The 8,025-nt window shown below is 37.5% G+C and carries 4 protein-coding genes; 1 reads left to right on the forward strand and 3 read right to left on the reverse strand.

Annotation, left to right across the window (positions count from 1 at the left end; all coding sequences use genetic code 11):
• From ACIQ2Z_RS12055 to ACIQ2Z_RS12065, 3 genes are all read right to left on the reverse strand, one after another.
• Positions 1 to 347, reverse strand: a 347-nt coding sequence (locus ACIQ2Z_RS12055) for a hypothetical protein (RefSeq protein ID WP_396184409.1), incomplete at its 3' end; no start/stop codon positions are given.
• A 97-nt stretch (positions 348 to 444) separates the two neighbouring features.
• Entirely contained in the window at positions 445 to 2,208 is a 1,764-nt protein-coding gene (locus ACIQ2Z_RS12060) for a TonB-dependent receptor (RefSeq protein WP_396184410.1), read from the reverse strand.
• Between the two features lie 24 nt (positions 2,209 to 2,232).
• Positions 2,233 to 5,247, reverse strand: a complete 3,015-nt coding sequence (locus tag ACIQ2Z_RS12065; protein ID WP_396184411.1) for a tetratricopeptide repeat protein — start codon at positions 5,245 to 5,247, stop codon at positions 2,233 to 2,235.
• A gap of 856 nt (positions 5,248 to 6,103) precedes the next feature.
• On the opposite strand from ACIQ2Z_RS12065, the gene ACIQ2Z_RS12070 reads away from it, so the two are divergent.
• On the forward strand, positions 6,104 to 7,831 hold the full coding sequence (locus ACIQ2Z_RS12070; RefSeq protein ID WP_396184412.1) for a tyrosine-type recombinase/integrase: 1,728 nt from the start codon (positions 6,104 to 6,106) through the stop codon (positions 7,829 to 7,831).
• The last annotated feature ends 194 nt before the right edge of the window (positions 7,832 to 8,025 follow it).

Here is an 8,025-nt window from a genome sequence, read left to right on the forward strand (position 1 = left end):
GACATTCCAAAAATAGATTTGCCATCCACTTCAATTTTAGGCAATGCAACAGCCATCAAGAAAAAGGTGTCGTTGGCCTCAATTAAACTTCCCAAAATAATCTGGTTGGACACAATGGAGTAATCGATTTTTAAAAATTTATTTTGAGTATCTACAACCTCCAAAAGTTTTCGGTTTAGTTTTTCCTGTTCCAGATGCATCATTGCCAAACCCGTTTCGTGTTTGTCGCCGGCAGAACCTTTGGCATCGTTCAAGGAGTCTTCGGTTAAATCTACAATCATTTCGCGTAAGGAATTGATGCGGTTGTTCAGGTAGTGGTTATAGTGGTGGATAATTTGTTGTTTCATATTAAAGGTGCTAAGGTTCTGAGGTACTAAGGTGCTAAGGTTATAGAGGTTCTATTTTGCCTCAGTACCTTAGCTCCTTAGAACCTTAGTGCCTTTTTTAAAAATCAAATTTATAATTCGCTCCCAACACAATTTGGAATTGTTGAGCAGGATAATTCATCCATTTTTCGTAGGATTGATTGAACATATTATTCATTTTTAAAAAGAACGTTAATCGTTCATTGAATTTATAACCTACGTGAGCATTGACATCAAAATAACTTTTTACTGTAATTGTTGAGAAATCATAAAACGCAGGATCGTTGACTCCCGGAGCTATCATTTGGTCTTTTCTTTCGCCAACAAAGAATAAACTGGCTCCTGCATACCACTTTTCAGTAATCGTTAAATCAAGGTTTGCATTTAGGGTTATGGAAGGCAGATTCCAAGCTTCTATCTCATTATTTGTTGAAAAACTACTGAAGGTTCCTTGTATTGAGGCGGAGATGTTTTTAGAGAAGTCTGCTTTTAGCTCGCCAAAGAAACTAACTGTTCGCATGTCGTCGTAAATGACCTCAAAGGAGTTTCCGAATTGGTAGCCTTTCGCTGTAATCTCTAAGTCAGGGGTTGTGGCATTAGGGAAAGGGTTATTTCTAAACAGTGCTCTCCCCTTTTCCTGCATGAAGGAACCGCGAACATTGTAACTTACATTACCGGCCAGCTTTCCTTTTAATCCGGCAAAGATGTCGTAGGGTCTATCGGTGGGAGCAACGATGATTGTGGGAGACAGGAATGGGTTTTCGTTTGTGAACTCTCTGTAACTGTTTTGTTGTAAGGTTCCTTCAGCTCCGGCATATAAAATCATTAAGTCGCCAACGATTTTATAGGAAGCAGAAATGTTTGGATAAACAAAAAATTTGCTGTCGCTATTTTCTAAATCGGCACTGTAGAAAAGGGAAACTCCGATGTTTAATGATAAATCATCTTGGTTTAAAGTGACAGATGGATTTATACCGAAATTAGTAAACCCGTATTTGTATCCTTCGTTGTTAAAGTAATCGTTGTCGAAACTTCCTGCCACGTAATCAACAACAACATTTGTTTTGATGGCAAATTCATTGATATCTACCACAAAAGAGGGTTTGATGTAAAAGCGATTTTCTGCTGAACCGTTATCATCCCAAAAGCGATTAAACTTCATGGTTGCTCCGGTGAAGAAACTATCTTCAAAAGCTATTTTTCCTCCTAAATAAGCGTTGTGGAACATGTGGTCAGGAGCGATTTGAGCATAGAAGGTTGCATCTTGGTTGAAATAAGTTTGATCAATTCCATACCAATTGTAGATTTGATTTTGATATCCTAAATCTAGATTCCAATTGTAGCTTCGTTGTTGACTACCGTAAGTTAAATCAACAGAGGTGTTATAGAAACTATCTTCTAAGACGACTTCTTTTATTCCGCCTTGTGAGGAATGATGGCGAAACATTCCACCAATGTAATCCGTACTGCTTATGTTTTCAGTGATAAACAACTCACCGATTACTCTTCCGTAGTTTCCAAAACCGAGCGTGGCGTAATTACTAAAGAGTTTATCTCTTCTTGTTTTGTCAACACCTTCTGCTTTTCCTTTTGCGGGGGTGAATGTGGAGGCGACCGGAAAAGAAAATATGTTGTATTGAATATTTTCTTTCTTGGTATTCTCATCGTCGTCGAGGGCAGGTGTTTCTTTTACCTTGAAGGCATCGGAGATGGTGGCGGTATAGGGTTTTACTACATTCACTACTTCGGTACCTATGTTTTCATCCTTCTTTTGCGAATAACCCAGCAGGCTACCCAAAAGAAACAGTGCCGTGATTGATTTATATAGATTTGAACTCTTCATATCGTTTATTTTTTGTGGTATATATTAGTTTTGGATGGATGAATTTCGTTTAGATTCTTCTACTTTGATGATGTCCAGCTCCTTTTGTGCTTCTTCAATGACATCCGTATAGTCGGTGAAGTTACTAATGACACTTTCAAGTATGTATGTTGCTTGGAAGCTGTCCTTCAAGGCATAAAAGTTTTTTGCCATCAAGACAAGTCCTTTTGCTCCAAAGTATTTGTAGCCGGAATAGTCTTTTGTAAGTTTTTGTACGGCTACATTTGATGGTTCATACTTTGCCTCCTTGTTTTTGAAGTAGGCATCGTAATAAAGAGCTTCTGCCGCTAACTCGCCTTTTGCAATGGTTTGCAGTTTAGCATAAGCTGCTTTTGCCTTGCCTTCGTCATTTGTTTTGATGGCTGAACGAGCAATGATGATTTGTGCATCACTTTTGATTCTATCGTCTACTTTTGGGTTTGCTCCTACTTTATCTGCATAGATCACTGCGTTTGTATAGTTTTTTTGTTCGTAATAGGATTTCATCAAGTTCGATTGAGCGAAGGTGACGTTTTGAGGAAAATCAGCTTCGGTTTCTAATCGTTTCAAAGCAGGGATTGCTTTGTTGTAATCCTTTTTCTTGAGGTGAATTTCAGTTAAACGGGCTAAACTTTGCTCGGTAAATTCGCTTCTTGGCTTAGATACTACGTATTCATAGTTTGGAATAGCGTTGTTTTCAAGACCATCAGCAAAATAAAGTTGAGCTAAGTAGAAGTTTGCGTTTAAGGCATGGATGCCGTTTGGAAATTTAGTTACATAATTACTAAACCCGGTGATGGCTCCTTTTGCATTGTTTTGCAAATATTGTTTTTCGGCTGATTCATAGGAAGTATTGTCTAGGTCTGCGTCGGTAACTTCAACGAAGTCTAGGGTTTTTACCCAATCAGCATAATCGCTTACATTGCCGGTGTCCACATAAATTTGGCGAGCGGTTGTCACGGCTTCCATTGCTTCGGGAGTTCGGGGATAATCGGCCGCTACTTTTTTCAATTTTGTGATGGCTAGTTGTGGTTTGTTATCATTGTAATAGATTAATCCTTGACGAAGAATAGCTTTTGCTGCAAAGGAGCCGTTTTTGTATTCATTGATCAACTGGTCATAGGTTTTAATGGCCAAATCCGTTTTGTTTTGGTTGGTGTAGGTGTTTCCGAGTTCAAAAAGGGCATCATCCCGATATTGTGATTTAGGATAGTTTTTAAGAAAGGTGTTTAAGTCTTCGATTTTCTTGTCATTTTTGTTTACGAAGCCATAGCTTAATGCTTTTTGATAGGAGGCATAATCAGCATCGACTCCTTTTAGTTCGATGGCTTTGTTATAGGCTTCTAATGCAGGCCAATATTTTGAGGATACGAAATAACAATCGCCCATTCTGAGGTAACTGTCGTTGAGGCGGACTTTATCGTCATTCGAGGCGTCGATATAGCTTTGAAATTGTGTGGCCGCTTGTTCGTATTCTTTTAATTTGAAATGGGCATATCCGATATTGTAATGGATGTTTTTGAATTCGGGTGTTGTTTTAGCTTCCGGGAAACCGAGAAACTGTTTAAAAGTGATTAATGCTTCGGTAAAGTTGTCAAGGACGTATTCTATTTCTCCTTTCCAAAAGGTTGCCCGTGCGGTGAACTTGGCATTGCGAGGCTCTGCGATTGATTTTTTGAACATCTTCATGGCCTCGGTAAAATCGCCGTCGGTATAGAGTTCTAATCCGCGGTAAAAGGTAACCTTTTGATAGGCTTGCTTGTTCGTGAAACTTTTATTCTTTTCGATTAACTCTAATGCTCCTTTGTAGTTTTTAGAAGTGATGAACGAGTTGATTAAAAGCGTTTCGATTTCTTCTTTATTGGGGTTGTTTGGGTATTTTTCGAGAAAGGCTGACAACACTCCGGGAATGGTTTGGTATGAATTGCCTATCTCGTAGCTCAATTTAGCATAGTTTAGGAAGGCATCTTCTTGTATTTTTACATCAAAAGGCATTTCAGATGCGTTTTTGAAGGCATTTAGGGCTTGTTGCTTTTTGTCTGTTTTTAAATAGCTTTCGCCAAGGTGATAATAGGCATTTTGTGCCACAGCATCGTTTCCGTTGATGATTTTATTGAACTGGGCAATTGCGTTTTCGTAGTCGCCTTGTTTGTAATAGGAATAGCCGAAGAGGTAAAGGTCGGTATTGCTCCACTTTCCTTTTTTGCCTTTGTAGTCTTTAAGGTAAGGGATGGCTTTGTCGTATTGTTTAAGGTTGAAATAGCTTTCGCCAATGATTTTATTGAGTTCTGATTTTTCTTGTGCGTCGCTTTTTGATAAGGCAACTGTTCCTAAGTCGATGGCTTTTTGAAAGTTTCCGAGTTTGAAGTTCATGTCGGCTTGGTAATAGGACATTTTTTCTTTGTATTTCTGTTCACCTTCAACTTGTTCGAAATACTCGTTTGCTACTTTGTAGTCGTCTTTTTCATAGGACATGTAGCCGAGGTAATATTTGGCCTGTGAGCCATATTCTTTGGAGTTGACGACTTTGTTAAAATAGTTTGTTGCTTCTTTTTTCTTTCCGCCGTAGAAGTTTGCGTAGCCTTTTTGAAAGTTAAACTTTTCTATTTCTGCTGCGGTGAGGTTGCTTTCGTCTACTTTTTCGAACCATTGGAGAGCTTGGGGGAACTTGCCTACTTCGAAGTAATAATGTGCGACTTCAATGAAGGCTTGGTTGTGTTTAGAGCTGGTGGGGTAGTTTGTTACAAATTGTTCCATGAGTAAATCAGCATTGGGCTGGTCTAATCGGATGGCACAGTTTGCGATATAGTAGGCACAATCAGATTGTACTTCGTAGTTGTTGATTTGTTCTTTGACGTTTTTGAAGATGATTTGGGCCGATTGGTATTGTTTCTCTTTGTATAACTCTACAGCCCGGTTGTATTCCTTTAAATTGTTGGTATAAATTTCGGTTTTTTGAGCGATGGCTGCGAAATTGATTGCCATTGTGAGGAAAAGTAGTAGCCAGTTTTGCTTTTGCATAAGTTTCATTATTGATTGATTTACAAATTTAGGGTTTGCTTACTGATGAAACGAGTGAATGCTTGTGTTTATTATGAACAAGGTTTTAAACAATGGTTTTTGAGTGAGGTTTGGGTTGTTTGCATTGCTGTTTTTTTCTTTTCCCCAACCCTAAAAGGAGAAAAAAAACCGGGGTAAGTTTTATATTTGGCTTTATGCGTGATTGGTTTACTAGATAGTTTTTAGTTATGGGATTGGAATAAGGAGTAAAAGGATTAATGGGATTTTTTACTCATATCGCTTCGCGGTAGATGGATTTGAACGGATTGATTAAAGTTCACTCCCCTTTTTTTCTATTTTAGGCATTCACAACTTTTAAACGTTTTTCCTATTGATTTTAGTTTCTTTTTTTATCGAAAAGTTCGCAAAGGAGTCACAGTAAACGCAAAATCACTTTTTTTTTTGAGTTTTCGCAAAGCAAAAAAGACACTTTGCTTTTTTTGACACAATTTGACTTCATTTGACAGGGTTTGGTGGAATTGACTATTTTTTTGAGATTTGGTTGTTTTTTACCACAATGGGTATAAAGAAGGCACTAATAACATAAAAACGCTTTGCTTTTTTGTTTCTTGCAATCCCGAGACTTCGGGAACCAAGACACAAAGTTTCAAAAACAATACGATTTCATTAGAAAAACAGAAAATGCAGATATTAAAAAGGAATAAAATCTTACTTCGATTCCCTTTTTTAACATTAATAAGTTCAGTTTTTTTAAGAATCATTAAGTAAAAGTATAACTCAGCCTCTCAGCCCCTCAGTTACTTAGCCCCTTTTTTATCATTTTTTTTTATATATTTGTTTTTTAATTATACGCCATATGAATTTAACTATCCGAAAAATCGAGCACAAGGGAGCGGTTCGCATAGGTATCTTTTTTTTTAAGAATTATGCAATACAGCAACAATTAAAAGGGATTGGTGCTATTTACAGTAAAACTTTTCAATGTTGGTACATTGATTACAACAAAGCTGCTTATTACCAACTTAAAGCTTTATTTCCCAATTTACACATTCTGCAACCGGTGGCCGGCGAAGAGAGTAGCCGTGACCTTCCACCCATAGCCAAAAGCGAAAGTCAGTTAGGTTCTTTTGAAAATTTGAACAACCCTGATCATATAACGAAAGAATCATCGTTAGCCCAAAAGTTGCCAGTAGAATTATTACCAAATTTAGGAAAATATTGGGTTTTTAAGATGCGTTATGTTCAAGGCATTGTTAATCAACTGAAATTGGTTAAGGGCGTTTATTGGCACTCGGGTTACAAGGTTTATATGGCGATGCGAAATCCGAAAGTGAAGGAAGCTTTGGAGCGTATTTTAGAGGTTTCTCACTTTTTTCCGGAAGACTATTTAGAGAAAGAGGTTGTTTTTGAAGGAAAATCGATTGTTTTGAAAACCCACTTGGAGGATTTAAAATGGATGGAAGTTTTTGTTCCAGATATTTTGGTGATTCGAGAAAAGGTGAAACGTTTGTCTATGGTTCGCTATAGCAAGATCAGGTCGTGTTATTTGTTGCCTGCTACTCCGCAGGTTTATGAGGCTTTGTTGTTGCATTTTGAACCAAATCGTATTTTGATAGTTTCGGAGCTACCGGAAGGCTATTTAAACAAGCGAAATGTGGTGAATCGAAAACAATTAGATTTGAGTCAAACAAAGTCACGTTTGTTTGAACAGGTTCCGGAAGTGGCTCATGTTTATGTTTCGAGCATGGTGGATATGTTGCTGGCGTTGAATTACAGCAGTTCGACTTTGCGAACATATACGCATAGTTTTTTACAATTTTTGAGAGATCATGGTTATCGAAATCCGAAAGATATTGGATATCAGGAAACCGTAAAATATTTATCCTCGTTGATGGAACGTGGTTTGAGTGCAGCCTCGGGACATTCGATGGTGAATGCGTTGTTGTTCTATTACCAACAGGTATTGCATATACCGGGTTTTGAATTGCGGTTGCCACGACCTAAGAAAGAAAAGAAGCTTCCGTCAGTTTTAACGATGGAGGAATGTTTACAAATTTTTCGAGTGGTTGATAATCCGAAACATAAGTTGTTGTTATTGATTGGTTATGGTGCGGGTTTGCGAGTAAGTGAGATTGTGAGTTTGGAATGGCAGGACATTTTATTTGCTGAACACAAAATTCATATTAAAAATGCCAAAGGAAAGAAAGACAGAATGGTTATGCTTCCCTACTCTATTGTAAATTCATTAGAATACTACCGAAGTTTGTATCAAACAAAAAAATATGTATTTGAAGGACAATTTGCCGGCGAGCCTTATAGCATTGGTAGTGTTCAGGCGGTGATGCGGGAGGCATTGAAGAAATCGGGATTAGAGAAAAAAGCAACTGTTCACACCTTACGCCATAGTTTTGCTACGCATTTATTGGAGAATGGCACTGATATTCGTTACATCCAGAAGTTTTTGGGTCATGCAAGTATAAAGACCACAACCGTTTACACGCATGTTAGTGCGAGTGCTGTGAATAAGATTATGAGTCCGCTAGACCGTTTAACGGAGGGAATTCATAAGAAAAAACTTGATTAATTTTTGAAAAGTATGAAAAAGTTGTATATATTTGATGATATTAACTAGTTAGTGGCAATTTTGCCGTACCGACGACGAATTCAATAACTTAATGCAACAAATGAATAAATATATAATCCTAATATCGTTTTTTTTAACTTCAACAATTTTTGCTCAGAACAAAAAAAATATAATTGAAGAAACTTTTGATAAAA

This window comes from Flavobacterium sp., assembly GCF_044361015.1.
Taxonomy (GTDB): Bacteria; Bacteroidota; Bacteroidia; order Flavobacteriales; family Flavobacteriaceae; genus Flavobacterium.